This is a genomic window from Phenylobacterium aquaticum (assembly GCF_022695515.1).
Classification (GTDB): Bacteria; Pseudomonadota; Alphaproteobacteria; order Caulobacterales; family Caulobacteraceae; genus Phenylobacterium; species Phenylobacterium aquaticum.
Genome location: NZ_JALDPT010000001.1, coordinates 70,472 through 88,319, shown reverse-complemented (window position 1 = coordinate 88,319; position 17,848 = coordinate 70,472). Strand labels below are relative to the sequence as shown.

At 69.3% G+C, this 17,848-nt stretch carries 15 protein-coding genes; 6 read left to right on the top strand and 9 right to left on the bottom strand.

The window, feature by feature from the left end; translation table 11 throughout:
- Positions 1-3,854: 3,854 nt before the first annotated feature.
- The 6 genes from MQH10_RS00410 to MQH10_RS00385 form a co-directional block, all read right to left on the bottom strand.
- Positions 3,855-4,403, bottom strand: coding sequence for a hypothetical protein (locus MQH10_RS00410; RefSeq protein ID WP_242562099.1), 549 nt, complete (start codon positions 4,401-4,403; stop codon positions 3,855-3,857).
- Positions 4,404-4,490: 87 nt separating this feature from the next.
- Positions 4,491-5,507 (bottom strand): hydroxyacid dehydrogenase, encoded by a 1,017-nt coding sequence (locus MQH10_RS00405; RefSeq protein WP_242562098.1) that lies wholly within the window; start codon positions 5,505-5,507, stop codon positions 4,491-4,493.
- Positions 5,508-5,530: 23 nt separating this feature from the next.
- Positions 5,531-6,643, bottom strand: a complete 1,113-nt coding sequence (locus MQH10_RS00400) for an ABC transporter permease (protein WP_242562097.1) — start codon at positions 6,641-6,643, stop codon at positions 5,531-5,533.
- Positions 6,643-7,737 carry an ABC transporter permease gene (locus tag MQH10_RS00395; RefSeq protein ID WP_242562096.1) on the bottom strand — a complete coding sequence of 365 codons (1,095 nt, stop codon included), beginning with the start codon at positions 7,735-7,737 and terminating at the stop codon, positions 6,643-6,645. Before MQH10_RS00395 ends, MQH10_RS00400 begins: the two co-directional genes overlap by 1 nt.
- Entirely contained in the window at positions 7,734-9,437 is a 1,704-nt protein-coding gene (locus tag MQH10_RS00390; protein ID WP_242562095.1) for an ATP-binding cassette domain-containing protein, read from the bottom strand. Before MQH10_RS00390 ends, MQH10_RS00395 begins: the two co-directional genes overlap by 4 nt.
- A gap of 9 nt (positions 9,438-9,446) precedes the next feature.
- On the bottom strand, positions 9,447-10,418 hold the full coding sequence (locus tag MQH10_RS00385) for an HlyD family secretion protein (RefSeq protein ID WP_242562094.1): 972 nt from the start codon (positions 10,416-10,418) through the stop codon (positions 9,447-9,449).
- Between the two features lie 313 nt (positions 10,419-10,731).
- On the opposite strand from MQH10_RS00385, the gene MQH10_RS00380 reads away from it, so the two are divergent.
- The 6 genes from MQH10_RS00380 to MQH10_RS00355 all read left to right on the top strand — a co-directional run bounded on the left by MQH10_RS00380 (position 10,732) and on the right by MQH10_RS00355 (position 16,515).
- Positions 10,732-11,331: an RNA polymerase sigma factor gene (locus MQH10_RS00380; RefSeq protein ID WP_242562093.1), complete on the top strand. Its 600-nt coding sequence runs from the start codon at positions 10,732-10,734 to the stop codon at positions 11,329-11,331.
- 71 nt (positions 11,332-11,402) lie between these two features.
- Positions 11,403-11,894 (top strand): hypothetical protein, encoded by a 492-nt coding sequence (locus tag MQH10_RS00375; protein ID WP_242562092.1) that lies wholly within the window; start codon positions 11,403-11,405, stop codon positions 11,892-11,894.
- Between the two features lie 53 nt (positions 11,895-11,947).
- Complete coding sequence (locus tag MQH10_RS00370; protein WP_242562091.1) at positions 11,948-12,199, top strand: DUF2933 domain-containing protein; 252 nt, start codon at positions 11,948-11,950, stop codon at positions 12,197-12,199.
- 8 nt (positions 12,200-12,207) lie between these two features.
- Complete coding sequence (locus MQH10_RS00365; protein ID WP_242562090.1) at positions 12,208-12,867, top strand: methyltransferase family protein; 660 nt, start codon at positions 12,208-12,210, stop codon at positions 12,865-12,867.
- A 19-nt stretch (positions 12,868-12,886) separates the two neighbouring features.
- Complete coding sequence (locus MQH10_RS00360) at positions 12,887-15,355, top strand: heavy metal translocating P-type ATPase (RefSeq protein ID WP_242562089.1); 2,469 nt, start codon at positions 12,887-12,889, stop codon at positions 15,353-15,355.
- Between the two features lie 44 nt (positions 15,356-15,399).
- Positions 15,400-16,515: an MFS transporter gene (locus MQH10_RS00355; RefSeq protein ID WP_242562088.1), complete on the top strand. Its 1,116-nt coding sequence runs from the start codon at positions 15,400-15,402 to the stop codon at positions 16,513-16,515.
- Between the two features lie 94 nt (positions 16,516-16,609).
- On the opposite strand, the gene MQH10_RS00350 is transcribed toward MQH10_RS00355, so the two are convergent.
- The 3 genes from MQH10_RS00350 to MQH10_RS00340 all read right to left on the bottom strand — a co-directional run bounded on the left by MQH10_RS00350 (position 16,610) and on the right by MQH10_RS00340 (position 17,823).
- Positions 16,610-17,059: a potassium channel family protein gene (locus MQH10_RS00350; RefSeq protein WP_242562087.1), complete on the bottom strand. Its 450-nt coding sequence runs from the start codon at positions 17,057-17,059 to the stop codon at positions 16,610-16,612.
- A gap of 203 nt (positions 17,060-17,262) precedes the next feature.
- Positions 17,263-17,496, bottom strand: coding sequence for a hypothetical protein (locus MQH10_RS00345; RefSeq protein WP_242562086.1), 234 nt, complete (start codon positions 17,494-17,496; stop codon positions 17,263-17,265).
- A gap of 126 nt (positions 17,497-17,622) precedes the next feature.
- The gene (locus tag MQH10_RS00340) at positions 17,623-17,823 is read right to left on the bottom strand and encodes a DUF2933 domain-containing protein (RefSeq protein ID WP_242562085.1); all 201 of its coding nucleotides are present in this window, start codon (positions 17,821-17,823) and stop codon (positions 17,623-17,625) included.
- Positions 17,824-17,848: the final 25 nt, after the last annotated feature.

Sequence of the window (17,848 nt, the reverse complement as noted above, 5' to 3'; positions counted from 1 at the left end):
CGGCAAAGCGGCGCCAGCGCCTCCAGCGCGAGACCCAGCGCATCGGCGGCGCCGGCCGCAGCCACCCGCTCGTCCAGCGTCGCCTGGCGCCACTCCGCGCAGGCGTTGGCGAGCGCGATCAGGTGGCCCGCGAGATTGCCGCTGTCGACACTGGAGACATAGAGCGGCTCCAGCGGCCGAAGATCGTGGGTGTCGTACCAGTTGAGGAAATGCCCGCGGAACCGCGTCAGCCGCGCCAGCGTCGCAAAGCTGGCTTCCAGACGATCGACGGCCTCGACGACGCCGATCCAGCCGAGATCGCGCGCCGTGGCCACCGAGAGCAGGTAGAGCCCGATGTTGGTGGGCGAGGTGCGGTGCGCGACCGCAGGCGGGTCCTCCTGGACGTTGTCTGGCGGCAGGTGGTTCTGCTCGGCCGAGACATAGGTTTCAAAGTACCGCCACGTACGCCGCGCCACCCGCCGGAGGCGCGCCGCGTCGGCGTCGGACGCCGGACGCGCCTCCGGCGCCGGCCGCGGACGACTGACCTGGCGGGCGACCTCCGGCGCGATCGTCCAGATCGCCGCAAACAGCACGCCGAGCGGCCAGAACGTTCGTCCCCAGGTGGCTGCCGCAAGGCCGGCGGCGGCGGCGGCCACCAGCCCGCCGGCCATGCTGCGATAGACGGCAGGCGCCCCTGAACCCAGCCGGCTCTCCAGCTCCGCGGCCGGGATCCATTGCAAGAGGCGCCGGCGGCTGACCGACAAGCGCCAGAGCGTGCGTAGGATCGCATCGGCCATCAGCCAGGCCTGGTGGGCGAGCAGGACCGTGAGCAGCGCCACGCGGCCGCCGGCCAGGCGCAGGTCGGCGCGTATGGCGGCCCAGCGGTCCCGCCAGCGGACGCCGCCGCGCCGGGGCGCCAGATCATCGATCAGCGGCATCAGCGTCGGCGTGCTGACCGCGGCCAGGACGAACAGGGTCCACACGGCGGCCATGGCCGGCGCCCCGCTCCAACCGGCCAGGAGCGCCGCGACCGCGGCCGGCGCGGTCAGGGTGCGACGCAGATTGTCCAGCATCTTCAGCCGGCCGATTAGCGGCAGGGGCTGCCGTGGCCAGCCCCGGCTCGGCGGCAGGCCGAGGATCCAGGGAAGCAGCTGCCAATCCCCGCGAGCCCAGCGATGATGCCGCAGCGCCGCCACGTCATAGCGGGCCGGTGCGTCCTCGACGACCTCGACGTCCGAGGCGAGACCGGCGCGGGCGAAGATCCCTTCGAAGAGATCATGGCTGAGCAGCGTCCCCTCCGGGACCCGGCCGGCCAGCGCCGCCTCGAAGGCGTCGACATCATAGATGCCCTTGCCCGCATACGAGCCCTCGCCGAAGAGATCCTGATAGACGTCGCTCACCGCCGCGGCGTAGGGGTCGAGTCCGCTGGCCGCCGAGAACAGCCGCTGGAAGATCGATCCCTGTTCGCCGATCGGCAGCGAGGGGGTGATGCGCGGTTGCAGCAAGCCATAACCTTCGACCACCCGACCGGTGGCCGGATCGACACGCGGCCGGTTCAAGGGATGGGCCAGCTTGCCGATCAGCCGCCGCACCGTGTCTCTCGGAAGCCGGGTGTCGGCGTCGAGCGTGACCACATAACGTACGTCCGCCGGGACGCGCAGGGCCCCGCCGGGTGGCGCGATGAAGCTGGTGTCCTGCGCGCCGCGCAGCAGTCGGTTCAGCTCATGGAGCTTGCCGCGTTTACGCTCCCAACCCATCCAGACCCGTTCGCGCTCGCTCCAGACACGTCGCCGATGGAAGAGCAGGAACCGATCGCCACCGGGGGCTGGCCCATACTTCGCGTTCAGCGCCGCCACGCCATCAGCGGCCCGCCGCAGCAGGACCTCGTCATCGACGGCGTGTTCGGCGCCCTGGTCGGTCCAGTCCGACAGCAGGGCGTAGTGAAGATCGCCTTCGAGGCTCGCCAGGTGATGCACCTCGAGCGCGTCCACCTGGCGCCCGACCGCATCGGGGTTCGTCAGGAGCATGGGCACCACCACCAGGGTGCGATGCTCGGACGGGACCCCGGCGGCGAGTTCCAGGCCCGGCAGGATGGTTGCCCGGAAGCTGTGGGTGACGAAGGCGTTGACCAACGCCACGGCGGCCTCGAGGGCGGGGACGGCGCCCAGCACGGCCATCAACCTCAACCAGCCGCCGCCGCCGCCCAGGGCGCTCAGCGCCAGCAACGGCATGGCGAGCAGGCCCGCGGCGACCGTCAGGATCGCGGCGGCATAGCCGAAGACCCCCAGCCGCGCCGGGACCCGGCGGACCCTGGCGCGCCACGCGGGCTTCAGTCCGATCGTCCGCTCGAGCTCGGGTCGGCCGGGCCCGATCAGATGGTATCCTACATCCCGGTGACGCGGCTCCTGGGCCTGACTCGCCGCCGCGCGCGCCGCGCGAGCGACCTCGAGTTCCTCGCAGCCGCCGCCCCGCGCCAGGGTCTCGACGGCATCGCGGTAGAGGTTGCGCGTCGAGAAATCCATCGCCGCGAAGGCGCCGTCCAGGTTCAGCGCCGCGTCCACCGGGCTCATCGCCTCGAAGAGCTGCAGCCAGTCCACTTCAGAGATGCGGCGCAGGCTGGTGATGATGTTCCGGACGGTGCCCGTGGCGGCGACCTGGCGCTCGTGTTCATTGCGCACCGCCGCCTCGCCTGTGCTCCCCTGCGCCCCAAGGCGCGCGTCGAGCCAGGTCAGTACGGGCGCTACGCTGGCGTCCTGGTCGCGCAGGCGATGCAACAGCTGCATGGCGAAGGCGTCGGACAAGGGCGCCGCCTCGGTCGCGGGCAGGACGGCTTCCGCCGGCTCCGGCGCCTGGCCATAGGCCCCTAACAGGCGATCGGCCATTTCGTCGGCCGCCAGGCGCGACTCGCGGCTGCTGACCAGCCGATCGGCGATCCGCCGCAGGTTCTCGATCAACACCAGTCGCAGGGTGATGGCGACCGCCCAAAGCTCGCCGATCGAAAGCGGTTGGACCGTCTGATAGGCGCCCACAAACCGCAAGAGCCCGGTGGCCTCGAAGCGGCTGTCGGTGTGGGCGACGAACGCCCAGGCGATCCCGAACACGCGCGGCAGGCCTTCGAAGGGGCCCGAGATCAGCTTGGGGAGCTGGCGATAGTAGCTGCGCGGCAGGTCGCGGCGGATCTCGCGCACCTGCTCCTCGACCAGATGGAAGTTGTCGAGCAGCCACTGCGCCGCGGGCGTGACCTCCTCGCCGGCCGCAGCGGCGGCCCCCAGCATCTGGAAGGCGGCCACGAGTCGTTGCTGGTTGTCGGCCAAGCGCCGGTCGAGCGGCCGACCCGATCGGGGTCCGGGGGCGACGGGCTGGGCTGCGGCGAGACTGCGGGCGTGGCTCTCCAGCCGTTCCGGGCTGAAGAGCTCCTCTCGAATAGGCGCGGAATCGCGCCAGAGCGGAGTCGGCCTCAGGATTGTATCTGCCACCCAATCGAACGGCACCGCCTCTGGACCTCCGCACCTTCGGTTGAACGCGCACGCCCCTGGTTCGACCTCGGGGCGCCGTTCTTGCCAGACGCACGCCCACTCAAGGCGTTACACCTGCGCACCGCCGGGCGCGGGCCTTCGGCGGATCGGCCACGTCGGCAGGGCGCAACCCACTCCTTGAGGTGGACGTCCTTGCGGCTGTAAGCGCAGACGGACATCCGCGTCAGGGATAGGGCGACGAGGCCCGCCGCCGCGGCGGCGGGCCTCGAACATCGGATGAGCGATCCCGCGCCCCCCCGCCCCCCGCTCATCCGTCTGCCGGCATACACGCCGGTTTCGCGCCGGGAGCGGGCCTGCAAGGGCCCGCTCCCGGACACGCGCAGCGGCTCGTGCGAAGGCTCAGAGGAACCAGGCGCCGAGCCGGTCGATGAGCGTGCGTGCGATCAGCGACAGGCCGAAGCCGCCGAGACTGGCCGCGAGGAAGACGCCCAGGGTCATGAGCCCCGCGTGCGGCGCGGCGCGGACGATCAGCAAACCCAACCCGGCCAGCAGCAGGGCCCCCGCCGCCAGCCCGCCCCACCGTACCGGCCCTTCCCGGTGCTGGCGCCAGGCTTCGGCGAGGGTGATCGCGAGCATGAAGACGACCCCGACGCCCACGAGCAGGGGCAAGGAGCCGACGCCGGAGCCGTGATGCCACAGCACGGCGGCTCCCGTCAGGGCCGCAGCGACAGCCCAGGCCAGTCGAAGGGCGCGCGCCGCGCCGCCACCCCCGGTGAGGGTGAGCAGACCGACAGCGGCGCCTGCCAGCAGGACCCCGCCCAGGACCGCCAGCGCCACAGAGGCGGGCGCGAACGGAACCAGCAGCGCCACCAGCGCCAGCGCCAGCAGGGCGGCGCCGGAGATCAGGGCCCGTGGTGGCGGCGGTGGCGGGTGGGTGTGCGGGGGCAATGGACTATTCCAGCGTCTCACCTCTGACGTCGCCCCGGGCCTGACCTTACGCTCGGCGATTCTCCGCTCCCCTTCGCGCTTCAGCTGTCAGCTGGACGGCGCGGCCGGGCCCTGCACGACGTTTTGCGGTGCGCCGCGGATGAAGCCTTCGATGTTCCGCAAGGTGGTGTCGATGATGCGCCGGACCGCCTCTTCGGTGTCGTAGGCGATGTGCGGCGTGATCAACACCTCCGGGCGCCGCAGGAGCGCCTGGTCGGCGACCATGAGGCGCAGCCGCTCCAGGTCATACGCCTCCGCCCGGAAGGTTTCCGCCTCGTCCCGCAGGGCGCGTTCTTCGGCGATGACATCGAGGGCCGCGCCGGCCAGGCGGCCCTCAGCCACGGCGCGACCGAGCGCCGCAGTATCGATCACCCCGCCCCGGGCGGTGTTGATCAGCACCGCCCCAGGTTTCATCTGGGCGATCTCCGCCTCGCCGAGCAGCAGCCCGGACCCGCCGGGAACGTGCAGCGTGACCACATCGGAGGCGGCGAGAAGCTCCGGCAAGGGCGCATAGCGCAGGCCCAGAGTCTGGACCGCTGCGGAGTTGGGGGACTTGTCGAAGGCGACCACCCGCATGCCGAAGCCGCGGGCGATCTCCACCACGCGCCGCCCGATCCGGCCGGTCCCGATCACGCCGAGCGTCTTGCCGCTCAGTTCGAAGCCGCGCAGACCCTGTTGTGAGAAGTCGCCGCGGCGCGTGCGGTCCACCGCCTGGGGAATCCGCCGACAGAGCGCCAGCAGTAGGGCGAAGGTGTGCTCCGCGACCGTATGGTCCCCATAGTCCGGCACGTTGCAGACGGTCACGCCCACGTCGCGGCAATAGTCGAGATCGATGTGGTCGAACCCGGTCGAACGCGTGGCGATCAGTCTCAGGTGCGGCAGGCGCCGGAGGATGTCGCCGCTGAGGTCGGACTGCACGAAGGGGCTGATTGCCTCCGCCTGAGCGAACGCCTCCACCCCTTGCGCCCGCAAAGGTTCAGGCGAGCAGGTCAGTCGATGCTCCGGTGAGAGCCGCGCGCAGGCGGCGACCTCCCACTCCTCCGCCTCGAAGACCACAATCTCCATCGGACCGTCTCCGCCGAATCAACTCACCATTGCCGCCGAAAGAGCAGCCATCCACCCAGGAACATCGCCGTGCTGATCCCCACCAGCGCCAGAACATGCGGCCAGAGCTCCGCCAGTCCCGCCCCCTTCAGGAAGAGGCCGGAGACGATATCCACATAGTGCCGCTGGGGGCTGACCAGGGAGGCCGTCTGCAACCATCCGGGCATGCTCTCGATCGGGGCGATGGTCCCGGACAGGAACAGCAGCGGGAAGAGGCTGAAGAAGCCCAGCAGCATGGCCTGTTGCAGGGTCTCTGTGATAGCGCCCACCAGGGTCCCCAAGGAGACCGCGCTCAGCAGATAGACCGCCGTGAGCGCCAGAAGCGTCATCACGTCCCCGCGCATCGGCACACCCATCAGCGTCATGATCAGCAGCGCCGGAAAGACCGCGCCGGTGCAGATGACTATGGTCGGGGTCACCTTGGCGATGAAGAGCTCATGGGCGCGGACCGGGGTGACCCGAAGCTGCTCGATGGTCCCGCCCTGCTTCTCGCGTACGATGGCGGCGGCCGGCAAGACCACGCCCAACATCAAGCCCGCCTGGGCCAGCATCGCCAAGGCCATGAACCGCGTGTTGGTCAGATCCGGGTTGTACCAGACGCGCACCTCGGATCGGACGCCGGCCTGGGTCGATGGCGCGCGGGGCCTTGCGACCGCTTGGGCCTGGGCGAACCGCGCCAGGATCTCGATCACATAGGCTCGCGCCCGGGCGGCGACATTGCCGTTCGAACCGTCCACCACCACACTCAGCGACGCCTGGCGACCGCCGGCCAGCCGCGCGCTCAGATCTGGCGGGATTTCAACCACCACGTCGAGCGCGCCCCGTTGCAGCCGGCCTTGGGCCTGCTGCAAGCTCGAGAACTGGTCTGTCAGGACGAAGTTTCCGCCGGTCGTCAGGTCCTGCACCAGGGCGCGGCTGGCGGCGGACCGATCGTGATCGATGACCCCGAGCTTCAGGTCCTGGACGTCGAAGCCCAGCGCCAGTGTGCACATCACGAGCTCGGCGGTGTAGAGGAAGAGGACGATGAACAGCATCACTGGGTCGCGCAGGAACTGAGCGAACTCCTTGGCCAGCAGTCCCGCCAGGCGGCCCAGCATCAGGCGATCCTCTTGCGGAAGCGCCAGGCGGCGATCGCGAACACCACGACCGTGTAGGCCGCCAGCACCGCCACGTTGGGCCAGAGCTCTCGCAAACCGGCGCCCCGAAGCACAATCCCCCGCGACAGTTCGAGGAAATAGCGGGTGGGGAAGGCCGAGGCGTAGATCTGGAAGCCGGCCGGCATGGTGAAGATCGGATAGATGAAGCCGGAAAACAGGAAGGCGGGCATCAGGGTGACGATCAAGGCTGTGAGCATCGCCGCCAGCTGCGTGCGCACCAAGGTGGAGACCAGAAGGCCGATGGAGACCGTACAGACAACGTATAACAGACCGACGGCGAGCAGCAGCGTCAGGCTGCCGCGCACCGGCACCTGGAACCAGACCAGGCCGCCGATCACCACGATCAAAAGTTCCAGGAAGGCAATGCCCGCATAGGGCAGCAGTTTGCCGGCGATGAATTCGCCGCGGGTGAGCGGCGAGGCGTAGATCTGGGCGATGGTGCCCAGCTCTTTCTCGCGCGAGACGGCCAGAGCCGTCAGCAGCGGCGGAAACGCCATCAGGATGACCGCGAACAGGCCGGGAACGATGAAATTTCGGCTGCGCAGTTGCGGATTATACCAGACTCGCACCTCTGGCTGGACGGGAAGGCGCAGTTCGCCCGGGAAGGCATAGAGGATCGCCCGGCCATAGGCTGACAGGATCGCCGCCGTGCTGGCGTAGGTGCCGTCCACCACGAACTGCACCGGCGCACCGTCGCCGCGGCCCAGACGACGCGCGAAGCCCTTGGGAATGAACAACGCCGCACGGGTCTCGCCGCGCATCAGCGCGTGCTCGGCGGCGCGCTCGTCCTCAGGGGCCGCCTTGAGCATGAAATAGCCCGAGTTGACGAACCTGGCCTGCAGTTCCCGGCTGGCGGCGCTCTTGTCGTGGTCGACCACCATCAACGGCGCATTTTCGACGTCCAAGGTGATGCCGTAGACGAACAGGAATAGCATCATCACCGGCATGAACAGCGCCACCCCGATGGTGAAGCGATCCCGTGAGATCTCGATCACTTCCTTACGGGAGAAGGCCAGCAGACGACGCAGTTTCATGCCGCACGCCTCGCGGCCCGCTCGCGGGCGATGAACCCTAAGAATACGTCTTCCACCGTGGCCGTCTCCAGCCCCAGCTCGGCGGTCAGATCCGCCAGCGGCCCCAGAGCGATCAACCGCCCGTCCATCATCAGCCCAAGCCGATCGCAGAAGGTGGCTTCCTCCAGATAGTGGGTGGTGACCACCACCCCGACGCCATCGGCGGCGAGCGCGGCGATGAGCCGCCAGAAGCGGAACCGGGAGAGCGGATCGACGCCCGAGGTGGGCTCGTCGAGGAAGAGCACCTGCGGGCGGTGGACCATGGCGCAGGCGAGCGCCAATCTCTGGCGGGTCGCCCCCGAGAGCGACGAGACGGTCTCCTCCCCTTCGCCCTCGAGCCCCGCGCGCGCCGCCGCCCAGGCGATCCGCGCCTTGAGCTCGGCGCGAGGCACACCGTAGGCGCGGGCGAAGAACAGGAGGTTCTCCCGGGCGCTGAGATCCGGATAGAGCGAGAACCGCTGCGACATGTAGCCGATGCGGGCGCGCACCGCCTCGCTCTGGCCGGCGACATCAAACCCGGCCACCCGGGCGCGCCCGGCGCTGGGCGCCAGCAGCCCGCACAGAATGCGGATCAGGGTCGTCTTTCCCGCGCCATTGGGGCCGAGCAGTCCCAGGACCTCGCCAGGCGCGACGCTAAGGGTGACGTCGTCCACAGCCTTGAAATCACCAAACCGGCGGGCCACCCCTTCGGCGACAATCACGTCCGGCGCCGCAGTCGTGGCCGGTCGCTCAGGCGGCGCCGGCTCCGCCGTCCCAACCGGCGCTGGCGGCGGAGCGGACGCAACCGTGAAGACATCTTCCATGCTGGGCTCCGCGGCCTCGGCGCGCGCGTCCCCCGACAGCCTCGGCGGCGCTTGGGATCGCATCTGCACCCGCAGTTCATCGCCGGCCCGGCGCTGGAAGCTGATCACCTCGGGGTTGGCGCTGAGCTGGCGCTCCGTCGGGCCCGGATCGGCGGTGACCACGCGGTAAACGCGGCCCTTCGCCTGGCTCCTCAGGTCGGCTGGCGCACCGATCGCGAGCGGACGGCCGTCGCGAAGCAGCAGGACCCGGTCGCTGGCGTCGGCCTCGTCCATGTAGGAGGTCGCAAACACGATGGAGCGGCCATCGGCCTTCGCCTGGTCGAGGATGCGCCAGAGCTCGCGGCGCGACAGCGGATCGACCCCGAGACTGGGCTCGTCGAGAATGAGCAGGGGCGGCTCGTGGATCAGGTTGGCGCAGAGCGCGAGCTTCTTGCGCATGCCGCCGGAGAGCTGGCCTTCGCGCCGCGCTTCGAACCGTTCCAGCCCGGCCATCGCCAGCAGCCGCGTTCGCCGCTCAGCCAGAGCCGCCGGCGGCACGTCGCGGATATCCGCGGCGAAGGCGATGTTCTCCGCCACGGTCAGCTTGTCATAGAGCGAGAAGCCCTGGGACATATAGCCGATGCGCGCCTGGACCCGCTCGGACGCGCGGCGCACGTCCTCCCCCAGGACGCGACAGCTCCCCGTGGTCGGCCGCAGGATGGCGGCCAGGATCTGCAACAGCGTGGTCTTGCCGGCGCCGTCGGGTCCCACGACGCCGAACACCTCGCCGGGCCCGACCTCAAAGCTTACGCCGTCCAGCACCTGGCGGCGTCCATAACGCCGACCCAATGCTTCAGCGACGACGACGGGTTGGCTCATCTGGGGCCCCTACTGCGGCGCGGCCAGGCGGGCTGGCCAGCCGACACGGGCATCCCAGAGGATCCAGGCGTCCGCCGGCATGCCGGGCTTAAGCACGCCTTGCGGGTTCGGCGCCTCCAAGGTCACGCCGTACACCGTGCGGCTGCGCTCATCCTGCATATGGATGTCGCGGGGCGTGAACTGGGCCTGGGCGTCCACCCGCGCCACCCGCGCGGTGAAGTCGCGCCCCGGAAAGGCGTCGACCCGGATCCGCGCCGGCGCGCCTAACCGGACCTTGCCCAGATCCCGCTCGCCGACGAAAACGCGCAGCTTCACGCGCGTCAGGTCGGCCAGCACCGCGACCGGTTGGCCCGCCGCCACGACCTCGCCGGGCTCGGCCAGACGCTGCAGGACCGCCCCGGTGATCGGGGCCGCGACGCTGGTCTTCGCAAGCTGCGAGCGGCTAAGCTCGAGCACCTTACCGGCTGCTCGCGCCTGGGCGGCCGCTTCGGCGCGCCGCGCTTTCAGCACCGCGACCTGATCCGCCGCCGCCTGATAGGCGTTGCGCACGACGTCGAGGCGCTGGGCCGGCGCGTAGCCGTCGCGCGCCAGGCTCTCGTAACGATCAAGGTCGGCCCGCGCCGTCATCGTGTGGTGCTGCGCCAGACCGATCTGGCTGACGATCTGGGCTTCCGTCTCCGCCGCCGCCGCCTGCTGCGCGGCCGCGCGCTCCGACTGCAGCGCCACGTCCGCGGGCTCGATGCGCGCCAGGGGCGCGCCCAGCTCGAGGGTCGCCCCCTCGACCGCACGGTTCTCCACCAGGCGCCCACCCAACTCCAGGCCCACCCGCACCTCGTCGGCCTCGATGCGGCCGCTGCCGTAGATCACCTGGGCCGGCGCCGGCGGCGGCTTCAGCCGCCAATAGGCGATCGCTGAGCCGGCCGCCAGAAGCGCGAGGCCCAACGCCACCAGCAGCGTCACCTGTCGTGCCTGAATCTTCACCCTGCCCCTCCCGGCGAACCGTCCGCGCCCTGCCGGGCTCGTTCAAAGACGCCGCTGTGCGCGGGACCTTACAGCTCATGCGCCAGCAAGCCGGGTAGGGCCGGCTGCATTGGGAAAGGCAATACGCATCAGAAGAAGAAATCCCTAAGACTTTCTTCTATCTGCGACAAGAAGAAGCCGATTGATCTGGGTCAAATCGACGCCGCAGGATCGCGGCCAGTGTTGTTGGCGGAGACTTCGAGGGACCCGACCGATGCTTCGACTGACCACGACACAGGATCCAGACGCCGCTGCGTCTACAACATTACAACCGTTGGAACCTTCAGCGGCGCGCGGGTTTACTGATCCCGCGGCCGAGCGCCTGGGCCGCCGTCTCGCCGCCGAGCGGGCCGGACAGGTCCGCTTCCTGCGCGGCCGCCTGCCCTCCCACGAAGACGCCGAGGACGCCTGGCAGGACGCCTCCATCAAGTTCCTACAGCACGCCGGGACCCTGCAGGCCGCCGAGCGGCCCGAGGCCTGGATGGCCGTCTCCCTGCGCCGCATTGTGGTCGACCGCTACCGCCGCGCCGCCGTCCGCCGCCGCCTGGCCGAAACCCTGGCCGCCCAGCCCGCCCCCGACGGACCCGGCGAGGAAGAGGACCTGGCCGCTGCGACCGAGTGCCTGAAGGGCCTGCTGGCGACCCTCAAGCCCGACTACGCCCAGATGCTGCAGCAGACCTATCTCGCCGAGCGTCCGCTCAAGCAGGTGGCAGGCGGTCTTGGCCTCACCACCAACAACGCCGGCGTCCGCCTGCACCGCGCCCGCGCCGCCCTGCGCCAGGCCCTCAGTGAGAAGTGCCACACCTGCGCCCTCGCCGACTGCTGGGCCAAGGCCCGCCTCCACCAGCTCGCCGGCGACGGCGCGGAGGGATGAAGGGTGTAATGCTCTGGCCGGTTCGGCGTCGAAGGCCACAGCCCGCCGCGGTGTCCTTGGAGGAACGTGAGATGCCGATGCCCAACGTCACCAGATTGCGTGACAAGACGCCAACCCTCTTCCTTGGCGCCTTCGTCGGGCTTGCGCTCGCCGCCTGCCAGCCCAAACCGGTCGAGGGGCCGTCGCAAGTCGTCGAAGGCCTTCGGCTCGACTACGGCGTCACCGACAGCAGCGTCGTGGCCGCGCACGCCCAAGATCACACCGAGGCTCAGATGCACGGGGGGCCGCCAGAGGGAACCGATCATATCACCTTGGCTGTGGTTGATTCTAAGACCAACGCCCGCGTTGATGACGCCACAGTCCTGCTGAGCGTCCAGGGCCCAGGCCATCCGGGGCACAATACCATGCCGCTCGAGCCGATGACGGTGAACGGCGACACCACCTATGGCGGCTATGTGTCCCTGCGCCATCCGGGACAATATCGATTGACCTTCAACGTGGCGCGCGCCGGCCGCCAACACGACCCGGCCAAGGCGGTCTTCGCCTATGAGCGATCGAACTAGCGGAGGCCGGCGGTCCATCGGCCGCTGCGCGCGTGATGAGAGGGAGGCGAACCATGTCACAGACAGGGAAATCTTGGACCGGCACAGCCGGCAAGATCGTGATCGGGGTCTTTGTGCTCGCCCTGGTGGCGCTGCTGTTTACCGAACATCGGATGCATGTGCTTGGCTGGGCGCCCCTGCTCCTGCTGCTGCTCTGCCCGCTGCTCCACATGTCCATGCATGGCGGCCACGGTGGGCATGGCGGGAACGCGTCTGACGACACCGCGCCCACGACCCCGGCGCCGCCTTCCCCACATCGCCACTGAGGTCCGCCATGCACGACAACACCCCCGCCTACGGGCTCTGGGCCCTCGTAGTGCTCAATTCCGTCCTGTTCATCTTCTTCGCGTTCAGCTTCTTCAAGCCGCGGACCAAGCTGGACTGGCGGGCCTTCGGGGGCTTCAGCGCCTTCGTCGTCGCCCTCTTTACAGAGATGTACGGCTTCCCGCTGACCATCTACCTGTTCTCGGGCTGGCTGCAGAGCCGCTATCCGAACGTCAATTGGCTGTCGCACGACGCGGGGCACCTGCTTGAGGAAATGTTCGGCTGGAGGGCGAACCCCCACTTCGGGCCGTTCCACATCCTCAGCTTCATCTTCATCGGCGGCGGCTTCTGGCTGATCTCGGCGGCTTGGCCGGTGCTCTACAAGGCCCAGCGCGAAGGCGTCCTCGCCACCAGCGGGCTCTACGCGAAGGTCCGGCACCCGCAGTACGACGGCTTCGTCCTGATCATGTTCGGGTTCCTGCTGCAATGGCCGACCATCCTGACCGTGCTGATGTTCCCGGTGCTAGTCGTCATGTATTGGCGGCTCGCCGTCGCCGAGGAACGTGACACTCTGGCCCGGTTCGGCGACGCCTATCGCGCCTACATGCGCAAGACGCCCGCCTTCATCCCGCGCCTGGGCCGATCGCGATCCGCCGCGGCGGCGCATTGATCCCGCGCCCCAAGAGTGAGTGACCGCCTTGAGAACGACGACCGTCGACGTCACCAGCTTCCGCACGCCGCTCGACCCGCTGGTGGTGGAGCGAAAATTGCGCGGCCTTCCGGGGGTCAAGGCCGCGACGGCGAACTTCGCCTCCGCCTCGGCCTCGGTCACCTATGATGAGGGGCTGACCACGGTCGAGGCGCTCCGTCAAGCGGTGCGCGACTGCGGGTTCCATTGCCGTGGCGAGGTGGTGCCCCGCCACCTCTGTGCGCCGGACGAGGACACCGTCAGCCCGCAGGATCCGAAGGCCCCGGCACAAGCCGCCCCTCACGCTGCGCACATGCACGGCGCATCGCCAGGCGCCGAGCCCGCGAGGGAAGCGCGGGGGAAAGACCGCCCGCCGGCGCCCAGAGCAGAGCACACGGCGCACGGAAAACACGCCGCCGGCGCCGAAGACGACATGGCGGCGATGGGCCACGGGCCCGGAGCCGATATGAAGGCGATGGCGCGCGACATGCGCAATCGCTTCCTCGTGGCCCTGGCGTTCACCGTCCCGATCTTCTTCCTCGCGCCCATGGGCATGGACGCCCTGCGGGTGAAACCGCCCTTCGGCTGGGATCTCAACCTAACGCTGTTCGGTCTGGCCAGCGCCGCCATCCTCTATCCGGGCTGGCCCTTCTTCATCGCCGCTGTCCGGGCGCTGCGCCATGGCGTCTTCAACATGGCCGTGCTGGTGCTGCTGAGCGTCGGCACCGGCTACCTGTTCAGCATCGGCGCGACCTTCTTCTTCAAGGCCGAGCAGTTCTACGAAGCCTCCGCCCTCCTGCTGGTCTTCATCCTGCTCGGGCATTGGTTGGAAATGCGCGCTCGCGCCGGCGCCTCCGAGGCGATCCGCCGGCTGATGGACCTGGCGCCGCCGATGGCCATGGTCGTGCGCGACGGCGTCGAAAAGGAAGTCCCTACCGCCGAGGTCCTGGTTGGCGATCTGCTGATCGTGCGGCCGGGCGGCAAGGTCCCGGTGGACGGCACGATCGAGGACGGCGCCTCGGAGATCGACGAATCCATGCTGACCGGGGAGTCCATGCCCGTCTCCAAGGGGGTCGGCGACGGGGTCGTCGGCGGATCGATCAACAAGGCCGGCGTTTTCCGCTATCGCGCCACCAAGGTCGGCTCCGATACCGCCCTGGCCCAGATCGTCAAGCTGGTCCAGGAAGCCCAGAACTCCAAAGCCCCGGCGCAGCTGCTCGCCGACCGGGCCTCCCAGTGGCTCGTGGTGGCGGCGATCTTGATCGGTCTCTTGACCTTTGGCGTCTGGTTCTGGCTGCTCGGCCAGACGCTGCTCTTTGCGCTGACGCTCACCATCACTGTCTTTGTCATCGCCTGCCCTGATGCGTTGGGGCTGGCCACGCCGATGGCCGTCATGGTGGGCACCGGGCTGGGCGCCGCCCATGGCATCCTGATCAAGGACGCCGGCGCCCTCGAAAATTCGGTCAAGCTCACCGTCGTGGTGCTCGACAAGACCGGCACTCTCACCATGGGCCAGCCCAAGGTGGTCCAGGTGGTCCCGGCCGAGGGACTCGACGAGACGGCCGTGCTGACCGCCGCCGCCGCCATCGAGAAGGGTTCGGAACACCCGCTGGCGGTGGCGATCCTGGAACGCGCCGGTCAACTGACGATGCCCGCCGCCGCCGACTTCAAGGCGCTGGAAGGCCGCGGCGCTGAAGCGCGCGTGGGCGGCCAGATGGTCCTCCTCGGGAACCGTCGGCTGATGGATGAGCGCAAGGTGGCGCTGGGCCCGCTCACCGATGAAGCCGCCCGCCTGCAGGGCGCCGGCCGCACCGTCGTACACCTGGCCCGCGACGGCCAGCTCATGGGCCTCATCGCCATCGCCGACGCCGCCCGCCCGACCGCCGGGGAGACCATCCGCCAGCTGCAGTCTCTGGGGGTGAAGGTCGCCATGCTCACTGGGGACAATGCCGGGACCGCCAAGCGGATCGGCGACGAACTCGGTATCGACATCGTGCTCGCCGACGTCCTACCCGGCGACAAGGCCGCCAAGATCAAGGCGTTGCAGGCGAAAGGTGAGAAGGTCGGCATGGTCGGGGACGGGGTCAACGACGCCCCGGCGCTAACCCAGGCTGACGTCGGCTTCGCCATCGGCGCTGGCACCGACGTGGCGATCGAGAGCGCCGACGTGGTGCTGATGAGGAGCGACCCCCTGGACGTGGTCAAGGCCATCGAGCTGTCCCGCGCCACCCTTCGCAAGATGCACCAGAACCTCTGGTGGGCGGTGGGCTATAATGTCGTCGCCTTCCCGCTCGCGGCCGGCGTTCTCTACCCGGTCACCCTGAGCCCCGAGATCGCCGCCCTGGCCATGTCGGGAAGCTCCGCTCTGGTCGCCGTCAACGCGCTGCTGCTCAAGCGGACTCGGTTGGGACAGGCCCGGCAGCATGTGCGGCCTGCGCCGCCTGTCCAACCTGCCGTGCGGCCGGCTTGAGCCAGCCGCCGTCAAGGCTGCGATCCTGGGCCCTGCCCGTCCTCATGCTCGCCGCCTTTGCCGCGGCGACCGGCTACGGGATCGCCCTGCCCCGTCTACCGGAGTTGTTGGAGGCGCTGCCCGGGGCCGGTGGGCCGGCGTGGTTGGCGCGCCATGTCGGCGGCCTGACCGCTACCTACTTCGCCTCAGCGCTCCTCGCCGCGCCGCTCTGGGGTCGGCTGTCCGATCGATTCGGGCGGCGCAGCATCCTGGCGATTGGAGCTGGGGGTTTCGCGATCGGGCTCGTGGCCACGGAACTCGCCGGCAACCTCGGGGGCCTTTACATCGCGCGCGGCCTCGACGGCGGCTTCACGGCGGCCGTTGCGCCGACGGCCCTGGCATATCTCGCCGACCGCTGGCCGGCGCCTGACGCGCGTGCGCGGCGATTCGCCTGGCTCAACGCCTCGGTGCTCGCGGGCTATCTCGCGGGACCTTTGATGGGCGAAGTGTTGGCGGGGGTGGGGAAACTCGCGCCCGTCATCGCGCCGGGGGCGCTGGCGACGGTGGGCGCGGCCCTGATGATCGTCCTGGAGCCGGACCCAGGACTACGGTCCCGTCAGGCGTTGCGCGCTCGCGGACCGCTGGGCGCGCGGACCTACCTCCTTGCCCTCTCAGCCATCGCCGTGGGGGCGGTTGTCGCCCAAGAGCTTGCCGTGATGCCGCTGGGCAGCGCCGGTGGTCGAACCTCGGCCGCTCTGCTGCTGAGCTTCTGCGGCGGCGTCATGTTCTTGACCGAGGTGGTGATCTTCGCCGGACGCAACGCGGCGGCGCGCGCGACCGGCCTGATGCGTCCCCTGCTGATCCTTCTTGCGCTGGTGCTTGCGGCGTCTCCGCTGCTGGCCGGCTTCTGGCTCCAGGCCCTCGCTATCAGCGCCGTTGCCTCGGCCGCCGCGGCTCTGAATGTTCTGGCGAGCTACCTGACCTCGCGCCTTCAATCCGGCGCCCAGGGCGCAGGCCTCGGCCTGCAGGCCGCCGCGGCCAGCGCCGGCCAGTTGATCGCCGCCCTGGCGACGGGCCTGTCGCAGTCGGTCGGCAGCCCGATCGCGCTATGGGGGGCTGCGAGCCTCGCCCTGGGGCTGGCGCTCATTCCGGCGGGCCGCATGGCGCGTGAGCGGGACTGAGCCCCGACGGATCGAGACCACGCCCCAAACCGTCATCGGAGACGGCCAGCGCCTCGCTCGTCCTATCCTGGTTGCGTCGATTTCGTTCTCGGGCTCAGCGCGCCACCCAGTCGTGCTCGAGGGCGCGGATCTGAGACACAACCGAGACGAAGAAGGCGGTCGACCAGCCCAGGAGGATGACTCCGTTTACACCTTCGATGGCGCCGAGGATGCGCCAGGTGCGCGGCAGGATCAGGTCCCCGAATCCGATCGTCGCATAGGTGACGGTGGAGAAATACAACGCCTCCTCAAAGGTGGGGACCGCCTTCAAGACCCAGTAGAGGGCCGCGTATCCCCAAATCTCCAGCGTATGGAGTGCAAAGAGACCAAAGGCGGCGCCCACCAAGATCGCTGCCTGGTTGAAACGCGCCTGCGCTGTCATCAGTCGCTGTGTGTGCAGGCGCATCAGAGCGATGAGGCCGCTCAGGCCGAGCAGATGGGTGAGCACCGTAACGGCCACGGTGACGGTGCCGAGTCCCAGTTGAGTGAAAAGCACTGAGCCCATGTCGTGTCCTCACCCCCGGCGATTTGGTCTGCGAAGGCGAGCGGACCGCAGGCTCTCTGAGAGCGTATAAAGATGCGATCCGGCGAACACACCGGAGAGGCTGCGCGCGCCGAACCCGTCCTGTACGTCCGCCGAACAAGCGTGGAGACGCCCCTCGTGGCGCGGCGCGTGACACGGCGCTCGGGCTCGACCGGCCTTCGCCGCTAAAGCAGTGGCGAGGATCCCGGGTTAGCCTTCTCGAGCTCGATGCGGACCAGGGTGCAGATGCTCGCGGCGATGGCGATCAGCTCGAGCACGATGGCGTCGTTGAAGAGGTGGCCCTGCGAGAGTCCGAGGAAGGTCCCGTTCTCCTGCGCGGCCCAGGCCCCGAAAAGCGCCAGCGCGCCGACAATGCCGATGAGAATGCTCATCAGGTGCATGATTTTGGACAGTTTCATGTAGGCGTCTCCCATTGCTGATTGTTCAGCGCGTCCCACCGTTTGGACGTGCGATGGTGTGGTTTGCCGCCCGCAGGTCCAGCGCGGGAGCCATGCGCCCGCCGCAGATCCGAGACGAGTGTCACGTCAACGCCGCGGGTCGCCCGATGCGACGCGATCCGCCGGTGGCGCCGGGCTATCGCCGCCGTGCACGTGAGCGCCGCCCTCGCCGCGATCACTGCGGCCATGGCCGCCGCGGCCCTGATGGCCGCCATGCCCGAACAGGTGAAGCGCCACGAAGGCGAGACCCGCGAGAATCCATATCCAGTTTTGCGAAAGCCAGGCCATGGCGTCTCTCCAAGGTGTTAGGTGC